We start from the raw sequence: 19814 nt of genomic DNA on the forward strand, positions 1-19814 counted from the left end.
TCATCCGGAGCCCGTCGCGTCGGGTTCAACGCTCAGCGCACCGCCGCGATGCCGTCGGCGGTGATCGGCGTGCCGACGTTCTGGCGCAGGTCCGCCTCGCCGAGCGTCTTCAGCTCGACGCGCAGGAGCACGGTCTGGTTGCGCTCGCGGACGCCGAGCGCGGTGGCGATCGGCGAGATGATGTAGTTCAGCGAGATCGTGGTGCACTCGTCCTGGTAGCCGCCGCCGAGGCTCATGCCCGACAGGTAGAAGCGGTTGCTGCTGGGCGCGAGCGGCATCTGGCCGATCGGGTTGGCGAGGTAGCTGCGCAGGGCGTCGTTGTAGGAATCGCGCGCGTCGAGATAGTGCGTCAGGTCGACCAGCGCGGAGCCCGTGAGGAACCAGTTCGGCGTGATGTGGTAGGTCGCCGAGGCCGTGATGCCCTCGCGGTGGTTGTTGAAGCCGAGCAGGGGCTGGGCCTCGTAGAACGAGTAGAAGGCCGAGACCGTCAGCGGCAGGAAGGGCGAGAACCGCGCCGTGACGCCGCTCTCGAACCGGTTGACCCCGAAATCCGCCTGGTCGAAGCGGGCGCGGGTGATCAGGCTGATATGCTGGTTCGGCGAGAGCTGGAAGCGGCCGACGAAGTCCGAGCGCCGGTTCTCCAGGCCCGATTCGAGGCCGACATTGGCGATGTCGCCGCGCCGGAACGAGTTGACGCCCGCGATCTGCACGGATTCGCCGAACAGGACGTTGGCGTACCAGCCGGCCGGCGTCACCACCGAATACTGGCCGCCGAGATTGGCGCGCACGCCGCCCTCGACGCGGTCGTAGCCCGAGAACTTGTCCCACTCGAACAGCGAGGTGTCGTCGAAGACGAGGCTCTGCGCATCCTCGTTCGGCAGGCGCCCGATGCGGGTCTCGCTCGGCCGCGCGATCACCTGGGCGATCGGCTCCAGCGTGTGGACGCCGAAGCGGCCGGCATCGGAGACGAAGGGATAGCGGTAGTCGACGCCGACCGCCGGCATGACGCGCCCCGACGAGCCCTCGCCGATATTGGCGATCGTCGGCACCAGGGCGTTCTGGTAGCCGGACAGGCTCGGGTTCACGAAGAAGGCGTCGGTGCGCAGATACGCGAAGGGCGTGATCACCTGCCCGAGCGGGTCGATGAAGCTGCGGCGCCAGGAGACCTGGGCCGAGGCGCGGGTGTTGGTGCCGGCCAGGCCCCGGATCAGGCAGGTCGAGCGCGTGAAGGTGCTGCACGTGTCGTAGAGCGGGTAGTTGATCCCGTTGACGCTCGGGCTGAACAGGTAGGCGTTCGAGCGGGGCAGGCCCTGGAAATCCGTCGCCTCGCGGGTGAGGCTCGTGATGTTGCCCTCGAAGCGCAATTCGCCGCCGAGGGGATCCGGCCCGTTGATCCGCTTCTCGTAGTCGATCACCGGCGCGACGACGGGCTGCTCCTTCTGCCAGTCGAAGCTCGACAGCACCTTGAAGTAGTAGCCCCGCGCCTCGAACCACGAGCGGTCGCCCTGGCCGTTGAGGTAGGCCGTCGAGACCGCCTCGCGGAAATAGTCGGTGACGATGCTCTGGTTGCGGATGCGATAATTGTCGAGGAACCACTTGTCCGTGACGCCGACGACGTCCCAGCCCGTGGTCCAGCGGTCGTTGATGTAGAAGCGGCCGCGGGTCTCGACCGAGCCGCGGAAATCCCGGTCGCCCGCGCCGAGGGGGCCGGGCAGGAAGGCGCTCGGCGTCGTCTGGAAGATCCCGCTCAGGCGCAGGTTGTAGCTGCCGGTCTCCAGCCGGTGCCGGAACTCCGCTTGGCCCAGCACGCCCTGGCGGCTCAGGAAGGCCGGCGTCAGCGTGAGGTCGTAATTCGGCGCCACGTTGAAGAAGAAGGGCGTCGCGACGCCCGTGCCGAGGGCGGTCGAGGTGACGAAGCGCGGCGTCAGGAAGCCGGTCTTGCGCTTCACCGTCGGGTCGGGCGCCTCGAAATAGGGCAGGTAGGCGACCGGGATACCGCCGAGCTCGAGCCGCGAATCCTCGAAATAGACCGTGTGGGTCTCGTTGTTGTGGATGATCTTGGCCGCGCGCACCTGCCAGAGCGGCGGCTTCTCCGGATTGTCCTTGCAGGGCTCGCAAGCCGTGTAGGTGCCGTAGTCGAAGCTCGTCTGCTCGCCCGCGATGCGCTCGGCGCGGGGCGCCGAGAAGCGCGTGCGCACCACCTCGCCGCGCTGCTCCACCGTCTGCTGCACGCGCAGCGAGTCGATGAAGCCGTTCTTGAAATCGTCCGTTAGCTCCATCCGGTCGCCGGTGACGACGGCGCCGTCCCGGTCGGTCAGGCGGACGTTGCCCTCCGCGATCACGCGGCTCGCGCCGCGGTCGTAGCGGACGCTGTCGGCCTGCAGGGTGCGGGGGCCGTAATGCAGCTCGGCATTGCCGCGGGCGGTCACCGTGTTGCGGTCGTTGTCGTAGATGAGCTCGTCCGCCTCGACGAGGAGCTTGTCGCCGGGCTTGCCCTGCAGCGCGCCCGGGGCGGCGCCGCGCGCGCCCGCCTTCTGGGCAGCCGCCTGCGTCGCGGTCGCCAGGGGGGTGGCGGCCGTCATCAGCGCCAGCAAGCCGGCGGTCCATGCAATGTCGGCGACCCTACGCAACGCGCGTCCCAACTCCTGCCACGGTCGTTCCTCGCCTGCCGTCAGAAGCCGCAGCCTCAGCCGTCCTCCTGGTACAGAAGCGTGAGCGTACCGAGAAGACTCCCTACCACGGCCGGAAACCACGCCGCCACCGGCGCCGCCACGATCCCCGAGGCGCCGAGCCCCTCCATGACCTGACGGGCGACGTAGAGGGCGAAGCCCGCCGCGACGCCCCCGAGCACGAGCTTGCCGACACCACCAAAGCGGAAGAACCGTAAGGAAACGGTTGCCGCCACGAGGACCATGGCGACGAAGAGCATCGGCCTGGCCAGGAGCACATCATACTGGAGTCGGTACCGGGTCGCATCCAACCCCGCCCGCTCCGTCCGCGCGATGGTCTCGGGAAGTTGCCAGAAAGGCACAGAATCCGGGGGCGTGAAGCGCTGCTGCACCTGCCCCGGATCGAGCGGCGAGGCGATGAGATAGGTGTTGAAGGGTTCCGGCGGCACGCCCGGCGCGAGCACACGGGCTTCGCTCAACTCCCAGTAGCCGTCGTGCAGGGTCGCCCGCGCCGCCTCGATCTGCGAGACGAAGGAGCCCGCCTCGTCGAAGGTGAAGACCGAGACGCCGGCGAGCGTCGTGGTGCCCTCGATGGCCGTCTCCGCCCGCACGATCGCCTGCCCGTCGAGGCCCTTCTGGCGGATCCACAGATCCTTGCCCGACCCCGCCTTGGTGGAGCGGGCGAAGATCTTGGCCTCGATCACGGTCGAGCGCTGCTTCAGCATCGCCGAGACCGGATTGTAGATGCCGATGGTGAAGGCGCCGATGGCGAGCGCCACGAGAAGGCCCGGCTGCAGGAACTGCCACGCCGAGATGCCAGCGGCGCGGGCAACGACCAGTTCGAGCTTGCGCGAGAGCTGCAGCAGGGTCGCCATCGAGCCGAACAGGACGGCGAAGGGCAGCACGCCCTCGGCGACAGTCGGCGTCCGGAAGAGCGAGAGCTGCGCCATCAGCCCCGCCGTGGCGCCCTCCGCATCGCCGGCGCGCCGCAGGAGCTCCACGAAGTCGAGGGTGTAGACGAGGGCGAAGACGGTGATGAAGACGCCGAGCACCGTGCGCAGGAAGCGCAGGGCGAAGTAGCGCCCGAGGGTCGCGCCGATCAGCATCCGCCTCAGCCCGCCGCCAGCCGCGGCGCGCGCGCGCGCAGACGCCGGAACCCGGCGGCGAGGCGCGCGCCGGACGCGCGCACGGCCGGGCCGTGGAAGATGACGAGGGCGGACAGGCCGATCGCGAGGAGGGGCACGGCGTAGATCGCCACCACGGCCCCGGCGCTGCGCGCGGCCGCGCTCGTCGCCGCGAAGCCCGCGATCCGCAGGAGCGTGACGGCGACGATGGCGCCGGCCACCGACAGGCCGCGGCCCTGGCGCGTGGTGCGCGGGTCGCCGAGGGCGGCGAAGGCGATGAAGGTGAGGGCGATCGGGTAGAGCCAGGCCGAGAGCCGGTCGTGCAGCTCGGCGCGGAAGCGGCCCTTCTGGGCGAGATAGTAGCGCTCGCTCCGGTCGGGGAAGAGGAGCTGCGTCGTCGAGCGTTCGCGCGGCTTGTAGACGATCTCGGCATCCGGCGGCGCGAACGCGGCGAGGTCGATCGTGTAGCGCTCGAAGGTGAGGATCGAGGAATCCCGCGAATCCTTCAATTGCTGGTGGACGCTGCCCTTCTCCAGGGCGAGGTAGCTCTGCCCGTCGACCTCGATCGCCTGCCCCCGCTCGGCGAGGTAGACCTTCGTCTTGCCGGCCTCGCGCTTGTCCTGGATGAACAGGCCGAGCAGGGCGCCGCCCTGGCCGCGCTCGCGGAAGTGGAAGGTGATGCCGTTCTCAAGGCTCGTGAACTGCCCCTCCTTGAGCACGTTCGCGATCAGGTCGCCCCGCACCCGGGTCACGACGTCCCGCAATTCCTGGAAGCTCGACGGCATCACCTGGATCGTCAGGAAGGCGGTGAGGAAGGCGATCGCGAAGGCGAGGGTGAGGAACGGGCGCAGGATGGAACGGGGCTTCATGCCGGCCGCCGACATCACGATCAGCTCGGAATCGCCGTTCAGCTTGTTCAGCGCGTAGATGACCGCGATGAACAGGGCCATCGGCGAGATGACGGCGATCAGCGTCGGCAGCGACAGGCCGGTGACGAACAGGAAGATGAGGAGCGTCTGCCCCTTGGCCGTGATCAGGTCGAGCTCGCGCAGGGCCTGCGTTACCCAGATCGTGCCCGTCAGCCCGACGAGGCAGGCGAGGAAGGCGGAGAGCGCGATCCGGAATATGTAGCGCTCGATCTGCGTCATGGGGTCGTCATGGGGTCCCGATCGGTCGCCCGCCCTCGTCCTCGCGCGACCGTGATCGCGCCGCCGAATCCGCGGCTCCCGCCGTCCGCCCCCGCGCCGGCTCTTCCGCTGAGAGCGCCCCGAAAAGGGCGGTTTGAGGGCGCCCCGCCGCGACCCGGGGAGGCCCGGCGCCGCGTTGCGTTCTGCGCCTCAGAGGCTACACAGGCAGAGGGCCGGCCCGCGGCGCGCCCGGGCGAGCCCGCGCCCAGAGACATCATCGGCTGACGGAAAGCAACGACATGGCGGACGCTATCACCATCACCTTCGGCCCGCTCGGTTCCGCCGGTCGCGGCGATCTGGTGGTGTTCGTCGGGGACGACCTCGCCCTCGGCTCCGCGGCGCGGGACGTGATCGGCGCCGGCGGAGCGGATCTCGTCGCCCGCGCCGCCGCAGCCGAGAAGTTCAAGGGCCGCTCGCTCTCCGCCCTGGTGCTGCCGGCACCGGCCGGGATCGAGGCGGACCGCTTGGTGGTGATCGGCCTCGGCTCCGAGAAGGACCGCGCCAAGACCGATTGGCCGGTGCTCGGCGGCTTCACCGCCGGCAAGGTCTCGGGGCGCACCGCGCGGGTGGTGCTCGGCGCGAACGGGGGCGCCGTGACGCCCGAGAACGCGGCCGAGTTCGCCCTCGGCGCGCGCCTGCGCAGCTACAGCTTCGACCGCTACAAGACGAAGAAGAAGCCCGATGCCGACGAGAACGGCGGCACCACGCTGCACCTGCTGCTGCCCGAGCATGAGGCGGCTGCCGAGGCCGCGAAGGCGTCCGACGCCGTGGCCGAGGGCGTGCTCATCGCCCGCGACCTGATCAACGAGCCGCCGAACGTCCTCTATCCCGAGGAGTTCGCCCGGCGTGCCTCGGCCCTGTCGAAGCTCGGCGTCGAGATCGAGATCCTGGAGCCCGCCCGGATGCGCGAGCTCGGGATGGGCGCGCTCCTCGCCGTGGCGCAGGGCTCCGTGCGCGAGCCCCGCGTCGTGGTGATGCGCTGGAACGGCGCGGCCGACCGGTCTGAGCCGCCGGTGGCGCTGATCGGCAAGGGCGTCGTGTTCGATTCGGGCGGCGTCTCGATCAAGTCGGCCGGCGGCATGGAGGACATGAAGGGCGACATGGGCGGTGCCGCCGCCGTCGTCGGCACGCTCCACGCGCTCGCGAGCCGCAAGGCGAAGGTGAACGTGGTCGGTGCCATCGGCATCGTCGAGAACATGCCCGACGGCGGCTCCTACCGCCCCTCCGACATCGTCACCTCCATGTCCGGCCAGACGATCGAGGTGATCAACACCGACGCGGAGGGCCGCCTCGTGCTGGCCGACGTGATCTGGCACATCCAGGGCGCCTACAAGCCGAAATTCATGATCGATCTGGCGACCCTGACGGGCGCGATCATCGTGGCCCTCGGCCAGGACATCGCGGGCCTGTTCTCGAACGACGACGAGCTGGCCGCCCGGATCACCGCGGCCGGCGAGGCGACGGGCGAGAAGGTCTGGCGGATGCCGCTGGCGCCCTCCTTCGACAAGGCGATCGACTCGAAATTCGCCGACATGAAGAACACGGGCGGGCGCCACGGCGGCGCGGCGACGGCGGCCTCCTTCATCAAGCGCTACGTCAACGACGTGCCCTGGGCGCATCTCGACATCGCGGGCGTCGGCATGTCCTCGAACGCCACCGAGATCAACCGGAGCTGGGGCGCGGGCTGGGGCGTGCGCCTCCTCGACCGGCTGGTGCGCGAGCATTACGAGGCGAAGTAGGGCTGTCCCTCGGATTGGAGGCGGCGATGCCGGGAGGGACGGCGCCGTGAGCGATCCCGAAGCAACCCAAGAGGCCGGGCCGGCCCTCGTCGCCTTCGCGCCGCTCGCCGCCTCGCTCCTCGCCGCCGCGCTCGTCGCGGTCACGGGGTTCGACCAGGGCTCTGCCCTGCCGCCTTCCGTTCAGGCGCGCTTCTACGGCTTCTTCCTCGACCAGTATCCCCTCTTCGCCTTCGCGATCGTCTACGCGCTCGCGCGCATCCTCGCGGTCGCCTTCGGGCCCGGCCCGGCCTCCGTGCCGCGTCGCCTGATCGGCGGGCTCGCGGGCCTCGGCCTCGTCCTCGCCGCCTGCCTGCACCCGACCTTCGGCGGGCTCGTGCTGCGCGCGGGCTTCGCGACCGGCGGCATCGGCTTCCTGAACCAGATGCCGTTCCCGCTCGCCTACGCGCTCGGCACCGCCGCCGCCGCCTCGCTCTTCGGCACGGTGCTCGGCCTCGCCGTCCTGATGACGAATCGCGGGCACCGCCCTCGCGTCGGCTGGCGGCGCGCGCTTCCCGCCCATCTCGGTGGGCTGATCCTGCGCTTCCTCGCCCTCTGGCTCGCCTTCGCGATCCTCGGCCTCGCCCGCGAGGCCGGGATCGGGCTCTGGCCGCGGCGCCCCCTGACCATACCGCAGTTCGGAATTGCCGCCGGATTGCTCGTCGCCGCCCTGCTCCCACACAGCGCGATCACCGCGCTGCGTGGGCATACTTATTCCCGAAATGCCTTGATCAATCCGGCGCGATCCCGCTAATCCGTTGCGCAATGGGGCAAAGCCCTGGGCAGCCGCGAGCCGCCGAGACGAGAGGGAGGATCGCCGTGATCCAAGACATCCGTGCCGAGCGGCCCTGGCTGGCTGCCTATCCGCCCGGCGTGCCCCCGGAGATCGACGTCGAGCGGCTGGGCACGCTGGCCGACCTGTTCGAGACGAGCATGGGGCGCTACGCCGACCGGCCGGCCATCATCAGCTTCGGCACCTCGATCAGCTATGCCGATCTCGGCGCGCGGTCGGAGGCGCTGGCGGCCTGGCTGCAGGGGCAGGGGCTCGGCAAGGGCGACCGGGTCGCGATCATGATGCCGAACGTCGCCGCCTACCCGGTGGCGCTGTTCGCCGTCCTCATCGCCGGCTGCACGGCCGTGAACGTCAACCCGCTCTACACGCCCCGCGAGCTGATCGCGCAGCTCAACGATTCCGGCGCGCGCGTGCTGATCGTGCTGGAGAATTTCGGCCACACCGTCGCCGAGGCCCTGCCGGACCTGACTCTGGACCGCATCGTCGTCGCCGGCCCCGGCGACGGGCTCGGCCTGAAGGGTCGGGTGATCGATCTCGCCTCCCGCCACGTCAAGAAGGCGGTGAAGCCCTTCCGGCTCCCGGCCGCGATCACGACGCGCTTCGAGGCGGCGGTGAAGGCGGGCCGGAGCCTGCGCCGGAAGCGGGTCGAGATCGCGCCGGACGACCTCGCCTTCCTCCAGTATACGGGCGGTACCACGGGCATCGCCAAGGCCGCGATGCTGACCCACCGCAACATCATGGCCAATGTCGAGCAGTGCCAGCTCTGGTTCGGAGCCTCCGACACCGCCGAGCGTCGGACCATGGTCACGGCGCTGCCGCTCTATCACATCTTCGCGCTGACCTGCTGCTTCTTCTTCTTCATGCGGCTCGGCGGCACCTGCCTGCTGATCCCGAACCCGCGCGACGCCGACGGCTTCGTGAAGACGCTGGCCAAGAGCCACTTCACGCATTTCTCGGGCGTGAACACGCTGTTCAACCTGCTCAACAACCACCCGCAGATCGGCACGGTCGACTTCTCTCACGTGGATTACGTGGTGGCGGGCGGCATGGCCGTGCAGAAGGCGGTGGCGAGCCGCTGGAAGGAGGCGACCGGTCAGGCGATCGTCGAGGGCTACGGCCTCTCCGAGACCTCGCCGGTCGTCTGCGTGAACCCGCACCGGCTCAGCGAGTGGTCCGGGACGATCGGCTTTCCGCTGCCCTCGACGGAGGTGTCGATCCGCGGCGAGGACGGGATGCCGGTGCCGCTCGGAGAGCCGGGCGAGATCTGCGTGCGCGGGCCGCAGGTGATGAAGGGCTACTGGAAGCGGCCCGACGAGACCGGCCGGGCCACCACCGCCGACGGATTCTTCCGCACGGGCGACGTCGGCGTGATGCTGGCGGACGGGCAGATCCGGATCGTCGACCGGATGAAGGACATGATCATCGTCTCCGGTTTCAACGTCTACCCGAACGAGGTCGAGGACGTGCTGGCGAGCCACCCGGCCGTGCTCGAATGCGCGGTCGTCGGCGCCCCCTCGGCGGAATCGGGGGAGATGGTCGTCGCGCATGTCGTGCTGCGGGACAGGAGCGCCACGCAGGAGGTCATCCGCGCGCATGCCCGCACCCAGCTGACGCCCTACAAGGTGCCGCGCAGCGTCGTCTTCCACGAGACGCTGCCGAAGACGAATGTCGGCAAGGTGCTGCGCCGCGCGCTCCGGGACATGCCGCCCGGCGCCGCCTGAGCCAGGCCGGGCGGGGCCAATCTGTCGCGGGCCTGAAACCTTTCGGGCGCCGTTGACGAATGAACGGGACGCGTCAGCTGTGCGCCCCGGGAGCGGGGCGTCGAGAAAGGCAAGGGAGCGCCATGCACATCATGCGTCGTCGCGGCTGGGAGATCCCCGAGCACCGGGCCACGCCGGAGGCCGTGTTCCTCAACCGGCGGGCGCTCCTCGGCGGCGCGGCCGGCCTCGTCGCCGCCTCCTCCCTCGGGCGCAACCCCGCCCTCGCCGCGGAGGCGCTCTACCCGGCCCGACGCAACGAGGGCTACACGCTCGACCGGGCCGTGACGCCCGAGCGCTACAGCGGCGACTACAACAATTTCTACGAGTTCGGCACCTCGAAGACCGTGCTCCCGGCCGCCAACGCCCTGAAGACGAGCCCCTGGACGATCAAGATCGACGGGCTCGTCGAGAAGCCCTTCGAGATCGGCGTGGACGACCTCATCCGGAAGGTCGGTCTTGAGGAGCGGCTCTACCGGCACCGCTGCGTCGAGGCGTGGTCGATGGCGGTGCCCTGGACCGGCTTCCCGCTCTCGAAGCTGGTGGCGCTCGCCAAGCCCGGCTCGGGCGCGAAATACGTCCAGTTCCAGACCTTCCTCGACAAGGGCATGGCGCCCGGCCAGCGGCAATTCTTCTATCCCTGGCCCTATCTCGAGGGCCTGACCATGGCCGAGGCGAACAACGACCTCGCCTTCCTGGTGACGGGCGTCTACGGCAAGCCGCTGCCGAACCAGTTCGGCGCGCCGATCCGCCTCGCGGTGCCGTGGAAATACGGGTTCAAGTCCGCGAAATCGCTCGTGAAGGTCTCCTTCGTCGCCGAGCGCCCGAAGACCTTCTGGGAGGGCCTGCAGGCTTCCGAATACGGCTTCTGGGCGAACGTGAACCCGGCCGTGCCGCATCCGCGCTGGAGCCAGGCGAGCGAGCGCGTGCTCGGCACCGACCAGCGCGTGCCGACGCTGATCTACAACGGCTACGGCGAGCAGGTCGCCGACCTCTACAAGGGCCTGGAGAAGGAGCGCCTGTTCGTCTGAGGTCCAGGAATGCCTCAGGCGAGGAGACCGCCCCGCTGCGGTCTCCGATCCGACATCGAGACGCCCTCCGCGTCCGACACGGCCGCGATGTAGGTCATCGACGCCGAGGTGAGCTTGCCATCCTTGAACGACATCTCGCCGGAGAGGTTCTGGATGGCGGCCCGGTGCGCCGTGTAGCTGTCGAAGGCCCGGGCCTTCTCGTCGTCCGTCCTGGCCTGGCGCTTCTCCTCCGCGTAGACCTCGAGCGCCTGCTGGGCGGCCCGCATCGCGTTGAGGGTGGCAACCTCCTTGAAGGCCTTGGCTGCGTCCGGATCGTCGGCAAAGAATTTCTCGAGCTTCTTCTTGTAGGGGCTGTCCGTCGTCACCTTGCCGAAGCTGTCGAGCTTGAAGGTCGTGGCGTCGTCGAGCGGTATGCCGAGGTCCTTGAAAACCGTGACGAGCCGCTCGGCCAGGGCATCGGTCTTCCGCTGGGCAAGTCCGGCGAGAGAGGTATCGGCCTCGATCGGGAGCGCGGAGTCGGGCGCGGCCTTCGTCCTCGACGCAGCCCTGGCCTGATCCGACAGGTTCACCGAGAAGGCCGGGCCGGCGTTGCGCGCCACCTTGGCATCGCCCCGGGTCTCGGGCGCGGCTGTCCGTGCAGCGACGCTCGTCGAGCCGCCGGTCTGCGCTGCCCGACGGTCGCTCGGCCTGGGCAACGCGCTCGTCGAAATGCTCGTCGGCATGAGGGCAGCTCTCCGCTGGCTCGTTATGAGCGGGCGCTGCAATCCGAAGGAATCGTCAGTCTCGACGTGCGCGCAGGCCGGCTCGCGCTCATCGTAGAGACACTGCACTTAACGACCGGTTCCGAAAATCAGACTTGCGAGGCCAGAAAAGCGATCTTTACATTCCGATCCCGACTTCAGGACTGGTCGTAGTCTTGCAACCGTCAGTAGGTCCAGCGCTGCGCCTTCGTGACGAGGAAGTCGCGGAAGGCCTGAACGCGGGCGACCGAGCGCATCTCCTCGGCATAGACGAGGTAGCTCTCCAGGCTCGGCATGTCGCTCTCGCCGAGCACCTGGACGAGGTTCGTGTTCCCGTCCACCGCGTAGTCCGGCAGGATGCCGATGCCGACGCCGGTCTCCATCGCCACCTGCAGGGCGGCGATGTTGTTGACGGTGAAATGGACCGGACGGCGCTCGCGGCCTTCGCGGCCGATGCTGGCGAGCCAGTGGGCGGCCAGCAGGTAGGAGGGCTCGTTGCCGCCGAACGAGACGAGGCGGTGCTCGTCGAGGTCGTCGATCGTCTTCGGCTCGCCGAAGCGCTTGATGTAATCCTGGCTCGCGAAGGCGTGGTAATGCACCGTGAAGAGCCGGCGCTGGATCAGGTCCGGCTGCGCGGGGCGCCGCATCCGGATCGCCACGTCGGCCTCGCGCATGGCGAGGTCGAGCTCCTCGTTCGTGAGGATCAGCTCGACGCGGACGTCGGGGTAAAGGTCGAGGAACTCCGAGACGCGCTGGGCCAGCCAGGACGTGCCGAGGCCGACCGTGGTCGTCACCTTGAGATCGCCCGTCGGCCGCTCGCTCGTCTCGACGAGGCGGGCCTTGGTGTTCTCCAGGCGCAATTTCATGTCGCGCGCGGCGCGGAACAGCAGGTCTCCCTGCTCGGTCAGGATCAAGCCGCGGGCGTGCCGGTGGAACAGGGGCGCGCGCAGCTCACGCTCCAGCGCGCTGATCTGGCGGCTCACCGCGGACTGGCTGAGGCCGATATCGTCGCCCGCCCGCGTGAAGCTGCCGGCTTCCGCCACGTTGAGGAAGATCCGGATCTTGTCCCAGTCCACCGTCGAACTCCCCGAAGGCGGCGCGGCGCCGGGGACGCTGGCGTCCCGCGAGGCCGTCCGCTGACGCCGGTCACGATCCGGCGTCGCCATCCCTCGCCAAGCAACCGCCGCGGTTCATCGATGATGCGCCGGCCGACGATCCGGGACGAGACGATGTCGGCCTGCGCCGACATCGTCAGGATAGGACTTCCCTCTTGCGATTTGGTTGCACCATAACGCAAGTCGATTTGCGAAGATTTTGTTGACGGCTCAAGGAAACGGTGTCGCCTGACACGAAATCGTTCCTTGGCGGGACAACGTGGCAATCCCTCCCCGCGGGGGCGGGGAGGGGCACGCACCGGCCGCCTCGAATCACTCGGCGGCGGCGGCCTGCTGCGGGCTCTCGCCGACCTCGAGGTTCGCCAGGAACTTCTCGGCCTCGAGCGCGGCCATGCAGCCCATGCCGGCGGCGGTGATCGCCTGACGGTAGACGTCGTCCGTGACGTCGCCCGCGGCGTAGACGCCGGGGATCTCCGTCTCCGCGGTGCCGGGCCGCACCGTGAGATAGCCGCCGTGACGCATGGGCAGCTGGCCCTCGAAGATCGCGGTCGCCGGGGTGTGGCCGATCGCGACGAAGACGCCGTCGGTCTGCCGCTCGCTCACCGCGCCCGTCCGCGTGTCCTTGAGGCGCACGTGGGTGACGTTCGGGGCCGGATGGAGGGTGCCGCAGATCTCGTCGATCTCGCTGTTCCAAAGCACCTCGACGTTCGGATGCTTGAACAGGCGCTCCTGCAGGATGCGCTCGGCGCGGAAAGCGTCGCGCCGGTGGACGACGGTGACCTTCTTGGCGAGGTTGGCGAGGTAGAGCGCCTCCTCGACCGCGGTGTTGCCCCCGCCGACGACCACGACCTCCTTGCCGCGGAAGAAGAACCCGTCGCAGGTGGCGCAGGCCGAGACGCCGCCGCCCTGGAACTTCGCCTCGGACGGGATGCCGAGCCACTTCGCCTGCGCGCCGGTGGCGATGATCAGCGCGTCGCAGGAATAGGTCTCGCCGGAATCCGCCTCGAGCCGGAAGGGCCGCGTCTTCAGGTCGACCTTGGTGATGTACTCGGAGACGATCCGGGTGCCGACATGCTCGGCCTGGAGCCGCATCTGCTCCATCAGCCAGGGACCCTGGATCGCCTCGGCGAAGCCCGGATAATTCTCGACATCGGTCGTGATCATCAGCTGGCCGCCCGGCTGGAAGCCGGAGATGAGCAGGGGCTCGACCATGGCGCGGGCGGCGTAGATCGCGGCCGTGTAGCCGGCCGGCCCCGAGCCGATGATCACGAGCTTGGCGTGGGTGTGAGCCATACGTCTTCGTCTCCTGAGGCCGTCAGCCGTCGAGCCTGTGCCGGTGGGCGGCGTAGGCGCCAGCCAGCGCCCGCGCGATCACCGGCGTCGCGTCGATCGGCTTGTACGACAGAGGCTCCAAATGACCGATGAAGGGCTTGAGCGCCCCGGCCATGGCGAGCCCGGCGAACATCCGCCGATGGCGGATATAGGTACGGGGAAGGTCGAACAGCAGGACCGGCACGCCGGTGCTCACGGCCTCGCTGACCATGTTTGCGGAATCCGAGGTCACGACGATGGCCTCGGCGAGCGCCAGCAGGCTCACGTAGGGGTTCTCGCCGGTCCCGTCCCAGAAGAAGCCGCCCGTCTCGCCGACGAGCGCGCGCAGCGCGTCGCTCAGGGGCGGGGGCGTGCGCCGCGAGACCGTCACCATCAGGCGCCGGTCCCCGGCCGCGAGCCGGCGCAGGGACTCGACGAGGCGCTTCATGTCGGCCTGGCGGTAGCTGAGGTGGCGCGAATCGCCGCCGATCAGCACGGCGATCCGGGGCCCGTCGAGGGCGACGAGGCGCGGATCGGGGTGCCTGCGGGCGGCCGCGAGGCGCGAGGCCGTGACGAGGTGGGGCGCGGTGAGCGTCGTGAAGACGTTGGGCCCGCGCAGATCGTCGTAATCGGGCACCCAGATGAAATCCGCGCTGTCGTGGCCGGTCCGCGGATCCTTGAGGAAGGCGGTGAAGGTCCGGCCCCGCGTGGCGCGGCGGAGCGCGCGCAGGTAGGGCACGGCCCGGCGACCCGAAGCGAGCATCAGGTCCGGGAACGGGCCCGCGAGCGCGCCGCGGCCGGGAGCCTCCCGCGGGTCGATCGGGCCCCAGGGCGCCGTCCAGCCGAAGGGGCCGCGGGCCGGGATGCGGCGGATCTCGTAGGCGAGGCCGAGCGTCTCGGCGATGCCGATGCACTGGTTCTCGTCCCCCGCCTTGCCGTCGGTGACGATCCAGGCGCGCGCGCCGCGCAGGTCGGGGACGGGCGGCGCCGGCGGGTTCCGGTCGATCACGGTCGTCACGTCATTCGGCGGGAAGCTGGCGGCGCAGCCACTCGGCGTAGATGTTCGCCACCGCGGTCACGCGGCGGCGCTCCGAGACCGGATCGTACCAGGGACCGCCGTAGCTCGACGGGGTCGCCGTGAGCTGTGGGTGCCGACCGAGGACGGCCCCGCCGCGCCCGATCAGGAGCGCCTCGCCGTCGAGGTAATCCGTCTGGTTGCCGCCGCCGAGACCGCCGCGCCCCCCGCCCTGCGCACCGGCATAGGGCGGCAGCGAGAGGCCCCGGACCAGCACGACGAGCATCGGCCCGCGGCCGCCGAGCCGCCCGGCGAAGGCGCGCCGGAGCGCGACCGTGAGGTCCGCCCGCAGGGCTTCCGCCTGCAGGCCGTTCCCCTGCGCGATCAGCGGGCGAACGTCGACGCGGACATCGGCGAAGCGCTCGCCGTTGAGGCTGGGGAAATCATCGGCCGCGGCGCGCCCGGCCCCGAGGCCGAGGGCCGCCGTCAACGCCAGCATGACGGCCCGTGCGGCCGCCCGCGATGAGGAGATCGGCACGGCCTCAGCCGCCGTACTGCACGCCGACGACCTCGTAGGACTTGCCGCCGCCCGGCGTCGTCACTTCGACGGTGTCGCCGACGCCCTTGCCGATCAGCGCGCGGGCGATCGGCGAGGTGATCGAGACGCGGCCCGAGCGGACATCCGCCTCCGGCTCGCCGACGATCTGGTAGGTCTTCTCCTCCTCGGTGTCCTCGTCGAAGAGCTTCACCGTGGCGCCGAACTTGATCTTGTTGCCGGACAGCTTCGACACGTCGATGATCTCGGCGCGCGAGATCATGCTCTCCAGCTCCAGCACGCGGCCCTCGTTGTGCGACTGGGCCTCCTTGGCGGCATGGTACTCGGCATTCTCGGAGAGGTCGCCCAGCGCCCGCGCCTCGGCGATCGCCTGGATGATCCTCTGCCGCTCGACCTGCTGGCGATGCTTCAGCTCCTCCTCGAGAGCCGCGAAGCCACGCACCGTGATCGGAACCTTGTCGATCGTCATCGTCTCGCGCCACAATGAAGAAGCCCGGCCGGGAGCCAGATCGCTCCCTCCGGGCCAGATGAGGTCAAATCCCGAACCGTCTCGAACCGCGGGTGCGATGGCACCCGCGACTCTTACCGCTCAGGCCGCGAAGTATTCCTGCAAGGCGCGCACCTGAAGATCGCCTTCGAGGTAGGCCTTGATCCCCTCGGCCGCCGCCATCGCGCCGGCTAGAGTGGTGTAGTACGGGACTTTATGCAAGAGGGCCGCCCGGCGCAGCGAGCGCGAGTCGGACAGCGCACCTGCTCCCTCGGTGGTGTTCAGGACGAGGTGGATGTCGCCGTTCTTGATGGCGTCGACCACGTGCGGACGGCCCTCCAGCACCTTGTTGATGCGCTCGGTCGGAACCCCGTTCTCGACGAGGAACTTCTGGGTGCCGCCGGTCGCCAGGATGGCGAAGCCGAGATCCTTGAGCGTGCGCACGGCGGGCAGGATCCGCGCCTTGTCCGCGTCGCGCACCGAGACAAAGACGGTGCCCGTCGTCGGCATCGAGGCGCCCGCGCCGATCTGGCTCTTGGCGAAGGCGACCCCGAAGCCGCCGTCGAGGCCGATCACCTCGCCGGTCGAGCGCATCTCCGGCCCGAGCAGCACATCGACGCCGGGGAAGCGGGCGAAGGGGAACACCGCCTCCTTGACCGCGATATGCGCGAGCGTCTTCGGCTTGAGGCCGAAGCCTGCCAAGGGCTCGCCGGCCATGATGCGAGCCGCGATCTTCGCGATCGGCTCGCCGATCACCTTCGCGACGAAGGGCACGGTGCGGGAGGCGCGGGGGTTCACCTCCAGCACGTAGATGACGCCGTCCTTGATGGCGTATTGCACGTTCATCAGGCCGCCGACCTGGAGGGCCAGCGCCATCGCCTTCGTCTGGCGCTCCAGCTCCGCGATGATCTCGGGCGAGAGCGAGCGGGGCGGCAGCGAGCAGGCGGAATCGCCCGAGTGGATGCCCGCCTCCTCGATGTGCTCCATGATGCCCGCGATGTAGACGTCCTTGCCGTCGCAGACCGCGTCGACGTCGACCTCGACCGCATCCGACAGGTAGCGGTCGAACAGGAGCGGGTTCTTGCCCAGCACCGTGTTGATCTGGCCCGTCTTGTCGTTCGGGTAGCGGGCCTTGACCTCGGAGGGGATCAGGCTCGGCAGCGTGTCGAGGAGGTAGTCGGCGAACTGCGTCTCGTCGCGGATGATCGCCATGGCCCGCCCGCCGAGCACGTAGCTCGGGCGCACCACGAAGGGCAGGCCGAGATCGGCGGCGACCAGCCGGCTCTGCTCGACCGAGTAGGCGATGCCGTTCTTGGGCTGCTTCATCCCGAGCTTGTCGAGGAGGCGCTTGAACTGGTCGCGGTCCTCGGCGAGGTCGATCGCGTCGGGCGAGGTTCCGAGGATCGGCACGCCGGCCGCCTCCAGCGCGCGCGCGAGCTTCAGCGGCGTCTGGCCGCCGAACTGCACGATGACCCCGTGGAGCGTGCCCGCCTGGCGCTCGGTCTCGATGATCTCCAGGACGTCCTCGGCGGTCAGCGGCTCGAAATAGAGCCGGTCCGAGGTGTCGTAGTCGGTCGACACGGTCTCCGGGTTGCAATTGACCATGATGGTCTCGTAGCCGGCCTCGGAGAGCGCGAAGCAGGCGTGGCAGCAGCAATAATCGAACTCGATACCCTGGCCGATCCGGTTCGGGCCGCCGCCGAGGATGATCACCTTCCGGGCGTTCGTGGGCTGCGCCTCGTCGACCACCGCGCCCGCGAAGGGGGCCACGTAGGTCGAGTACATGTAGGCGGTCGGCGCCTTGAACTCGGCCGCACAGGTGTCGATGCGCTTGAAGACGGGGCGCACGTCGAGGGCGCGGCGCTTGGCGCGCACCTCCGCCTCCTCGAGGCCGGCCAGCACCGCGAGGCGCGCGTCCGAGAAGCCGGCGGCCTTGAGCTGCCGGAAGGCGCCCGGGGTCCCGGGCAGGCCGTGCGCCTTCACCCGGTTCTCGAGATCGACGATGGCCTGGAGCTGCTCGAGGAACCACGGGTCGATTTTGCAGGAGGCGTAGACCTCCTCGTGGCTGACCCCGAGGCGGAGCGCCTGCGCGACCTTGAGGAGCCGGTCCGGCGTCGGCGTGCCGATGGCGGCCTTGATGGCGTTGTGGTCGTCGCCCTTGCCGAGGCCCTCGATCTCGATCTCGTCGAGGCCGGTCAGCCCCGTCTCCAGGGAGCGGAGCGCCTTCTGCAGCGATTCGGCGAAGCACCGGCCGATCGACATGGCCTCGCCCACCGACTTCATGGCGGTGGTGAGCGTCGGCTCGGCGCCGGGGAATTTCTCGAAGGCGAAGCGCGGGATCTTGGTGACGACGTAGTCGATCGTCGGCTCGAACGAGGCCGGGGTGGCGCCGCCCGTGATGTCGTTGGCGATCTCGTCGAGCGTGTAGCCGACCGCGAGCTTGGCCGCGACCTTGGCGATCGGGAAGCCGGTCGCCTTCGAGGCGAGGGCCGAGGAGCGCGAGACGCGCGGGTTCATCTCGATCACGATCATGCGCCCGTTCTCGGGGTTGATCGCGAATTGCACGTTCGAGCCGCCGGTCTCGACGCCGATCTCGCGAAGCACCGCGAGGGAGGCGTCGCGCATCACCTGATATTCCTTGTCGGTGAGCGTCAGCGCGGGGGCGACGGTGATCGAATCGCCCGTATGCACCCCCATCGGGTCGATGTTCTCGATGGAGCAGACGATGATGCAATTGTCGGCCCGGTCGCGGACGACCTCCATCTCGTACTCTTTCCAGCCGAGCACGCTCTCCTCGATGAGCACCTCGTTCGTCGGCGAGGCGTCGATTCCGCGCTCCACGATGTCGAGGAACTCCTCGCGGTTGTAGGCGATGCCGCCACCCGTGCCGCCCATGGTGAAGGAGGGGCGGATGATGGCCGGGAGCCCGACCTCGGCGAGCGCCACGAGGGCTTGGCCCAGCGCGTGCTCGGCGTAGCGCTTGCGCCGGTCGCCCTCGCCGCGCTGCCACTTCTTCTCGAACTCCGTGAGCGCGGCGCGCCGCGCGGCCGGCTCGGGATTTGCCGCCTCGATGCCGGCGACCTCGGCGAGGTACTTCTCACGGTCGGCCTTCTTGGCGGCCGAGGCGTTGGCGAGCGCTGATTTCGGGGTCTCGAGCCCGATCTTCGTCATCGCGTCGCGGAACAGGTGCCTATCCTCGGCCTTGTCGATGGCTTCCGCCGTCGCGCCGATCATCTGCACGCCGAACTTCTCGAGCACGCCCATGCGCTGGAGGGAGAGGGCGCAGTTCAGCGCCGTCTGGCCGCCCATGGTCGGCAGGATCGCGTCGGGACGCTCCTTCTCGATGATCTTGGCGACGATCTCGGGCGTGATCGGCTCGACATAGGTCGCGTCCGCCATGTCCGGGTCGGTCATGATGGTGGCGGGGTTCGAGTTGACCAGCACGATGCGGTAGCCCTCCTCGCGGAGGGCCTTGCAGGCCTGGGTGCCGGAATAGTCGAACTCGCACGCCTGTCCGATGATGATCGGACCCGCACCGACGATCAGGATCGAGGAGATATCGGTGCGTTTGGGCATCGGACGCCTTCATACAGGCACGCGCGCCCGTCCGCGCGCGGCGCCGGGGAAGCGGAGCGGCAACGGGGCGGGCGCAGGCGGCGTGGATTGTCGTTCGGCCCCGCGTTTACACGCAGGCGTGCGCGTTTGAAAGAGCCGGATCGGAGAGCGGGCGCGCGTCGGGCGCACCCCTGGCGGGCGCGCCCGGAAAACCGCCTCGGCGCCGGCCTCAGAGGCCGATGTAGAGGGCGGCGACCGCCCGGTCGATCGAGAGGTAGAACACGCCGAAGGCGACCATCGCCGCGGCGGCGAATTCGAGGGTCAGATTCGGCAGCGTCTGCGTCCGGCGCATGATCTCGCGGCCGAAATAGACCGAGAGCCACGCGACCGTCAGCACGGCCGGCAGGACGAAGAGGAAGGAGAGGGTGCTCTCGACGCGGTCGAGGCCGGTCGGGTCGAGCAGGGCGCGGATGTTGCGGACCCACGGCGCGTAGCACGCGGCGTAGAGCGTGGTCAGCCAGGACAGGCCGACTGCGACGCCGAGATGGAAGGTGAAGATGCGATGCAGCCGCGAGAAGTCGTCGCGCGCTTCGTCCAAGGTCATCCGACAGCCCCGATCTGTTGTCCGCCCCGCCGACGATGCGTTGCTGCATCGCCGTTGACGGGCGCGGACGATGGGATGCGGGGCAATCCCGGGTT

Annotated in this window: 15 protein-coding genes; 4 read left to right on the forward strand and 11 right to left on the reverse strand. The window is 69.5% G+C overall.

Annotated elements, in window-relative coordinates:
* Window positions 1-32: 32 nt before the first annotated feature.
* Genes J2X36_RS12790 through lptF form a run of 3 tightly spaced genes read right to left on the reverse strand, consistent with a single transcriptional unit; the run spans window position 33 to window position 4941 of the window.
* Window positions 33-2630: an LPS-assembly protein LptD gene (locus tag J2X36_RS12790; protein WP_405029777.1), complete on the reverse strand. Its 2598-nt coding sequence runs from the start codon at window positions 2628-2630 to the stop codon at window positions 33-35.
* A gap of 56 nt (window positions 2631-2686) precedes the next feature.
* A complete protein-coding gene (gene lptG, locus J2X36_RS12795; protein ID WP_132250128.1) occupies window positions 2687-3775 on the reverse strand; it encodes an LPS export ABC transporter permease LptG in 1089 nt (362 codons plus the stop codon).
* Window positions 3776-3780: 5 nt separating this feature from the next.
* Window positions 3781-4941, reverse strand: coding sequence for an LPS export ABC transporter permease LptF (lptF, locus tag J2X36_RS12800; protein ID WP_310350152.1), 1161 nt, complete (start codon window positions 4939-4941; stop codon window positions 3781-3783).
* Window positions 4942-5219: 278 nt separating this feature from the next.
* Here lptF and J2X36_RS12805 point away from each other — a divergent pair, with 278 nt between their 5' ends.
* From J2X36_RS12805 to msrP, 4 genes are all read left to right on the forward strand, one after another.
* Window positions 5220-6719: a leucyl aminopeptidase gene (locus J2X36_RS12805; RefSeq protein ID WP_132250132.1), complete on the forward strand. Its 1500-nt coding sequence runs from the start codon at window positions 5220-5222 to the stop codon at window positions 6717-6719.
* A gap of 46 nt (window positions 6720-6765) precedes the next feature.
* On the forward strand, window positions 6766-7509 hold the full coding sequence (locus tag J2X36_RS12810) for a hypothetical protein (RefSeq protein ID WP_310350153.1): 744 nt from the start codon (window positions 6766-6768) through the stop codon (window positions 7507-7509).
* Window positions 7510-7520: 11 nt separating this feature from the next.
* Window positions 7521-9269 (forward strand): AMP-binding protein, encoded by a 1749-nt coding sequence (locus J2X36_RS12815; RefSeq protein WP_405029778.1) that lies wholly within the window; start codon window positions 7521-7523, stop codon window positions 9267-9269.
* A 122-nt stretch (window positions 9270-9391) separates the two neighbouring features.
* The gene (msrP, locus tag J2X36_RS12820; protein ID WP_132250136.1) at window positions 9392-10336 is read left to right on the forward strand and encodes a protein-methionine-sulfoxide reductase catalytic subunit MsrP; all 945 of its coding nucleotides are present in this window, start codon (window positions 9392-9394) and stop codon (window positions 10334-10336) included.
* Between the two features lie 14 nt (window positions 10337-10350).
* On the opposite strand, the gene J2X36_RS12825 is transcribed toward msrP, so the two are convergent.
* From J2X36_RS12825 to J2X36_RS12860, 8 genes are all read right to left on the reverse strand, one after another.
* Window positions 10351-11058, reverse strand: a complete 708-nt coding sequence (locus J2X36_RS12825) for a hypothetical protein (protein WP_310350156.1) — start codon at window positions 11056-11058, stop codon at window positions 10351-10353.
* 203 nt (window positions 11059-11261) lie between these two features.
* Window positions 11262-12152, reverse strand: a complete 891-nt coding sequence (locus J2X36_RS12830; RefSeq protein WP_310350158.1) for a LysR family transcriptional regulator — start codon at window positions 12150-12152, stop codon at window positions 11262-11264.
* A 351-nt stretch (window positions 12153-12503) separates the two neighbouring features.
* Window positions 12504-13484, reverse strand: a complete 981-nt coding sequence (trxB, locus tag J2X36_RS12835; RefSeq protein ID WP_310350160.1) for a thioredoxin-disulfide reductase — start codon at window positions 13482-13484, stop codon at window positions 12504-12506.
* 22 nt (window positions 13485-13506) lie between these two features.
* Window positions 13507-14511 carry a mitochondrial fission ELM1 family protein gene (locus J2X36_RS12840; protein WP_310350331.1) on the reverse strand — a complete coding sequence of 335 codons (1005 nt, stop codon included), beginning with the start codon at window positions 14509-14511 and terminating at the stop codon, window positions 13507-13509.
* A 10-nt stretch (window positions 14512-14521) separates the two neighbouring features.
* Window positions 14522-15016 (reverse strand): hypothetical protein, encoded by a 495-nt coding sequence (locus J2X36_RS12845; protein WP_310350162.1) that lies wholly within the window; start codon window positions 15014-15016, stop codon window positions 14522-14524.
* A 43-nt stretch (window positions 15017-15059) separates the two neighbouring features.
* Entirely contained in the window at window positions 15060-15536 is a 477-nt protein-coding gene (gene greA, locus J2X36_RS12850; protein WP_207919138.1) for a transcription elongation factor GreA, read from the reverse strand.
* A gap of 126 nt (window positions 15537-15662) precedes the next feature.
* Entirely contained in the window at window positions 15663-19136 is a 3474-nt protein-coding gene (gene carB / locus J2X36_RS12855; RefSeq protein ID WP_310350164.1) for a carbamoyl-phosphate synthase large subunit, read from the reverse strand.
* Window positions 19137-19344: 208 nt separating this feature from the next.
* The gene (locus J2X36_RS12860) at window positions 19345-19719 is read right to left on the reverse strand and encodes a hypothetical protein (RefSeq protein WP_132250148.1); all 375 of its coding nucleotides are present in this window, start codon (window positions 19717-19719) and stop codon (window positions 19345-19347) included.
* Window positions 19720-19814 lie beyond the last annotated feature (95 nt).

The sequence above is a fragment of the Methylobacterium sp. BE186 genome, assembly GCF_031457035.1.
Taxonomy (GTDB): Bacteria; Pseudomonadota; Alphaproteobacteria; order Rhizobiales; family Beijerinckiaceae; genus Methylobacterium; species Methylobacterium segetis.